Origin of the sequence: Staphylococcus pasteuri (assembly GCF_030547725.1) — a bacterium.
In the GTDB taxonomy this organism is placed as follows: Bacteria; Bacillota; Bacilli; order Staphylococcales; family Staphylococcaceae; genus Staphylococcus; species Staphylococcus pasteuri.
Genome location: NZ_JAUOQO010000346.1, coordinates 1 through 271 on the forward strand (window position 1 = coordinate 1; position 271 = coordinate 271).

General features: G+C 42.8%; 1 protein-coding gene. It reads left to right on the plus strand.

Annotated features, from left to right (window positions below):
* Positions 1 to 271 (plus strand): hypothetical protein (locus Q4528_RS13935; protein ID WP_303522182.1); only part of this gene is annotated, 271 nt, incomplete at both ends.

Below are 271 nucleotides of genomic sequence, written 5' to 3' on the forward strand. Positions count from 1 at the left end.
GGTCAACTGGGAGCTCAAATTGGTAAAGCTTTAGAGAAAATCGCCAGTGGCAGTCAATCAGCGAGTCCACCAGTATTTAACAATAATTTTTTAACCAGTAGTTCGTTTCTATATCAATCTGCTTTTGATGGGGAATACTGGAGTGGTGATGTGAAAGCTTATAAAGCTGCCAGTGGCGGCGGCTTTAGCTCAACTGAAACCTGGAGCGCGGCTAAAGAACTAGACGCAATGTTGCCAGAAAATAGAACAATTTTTACGCGTAACCCAGAAT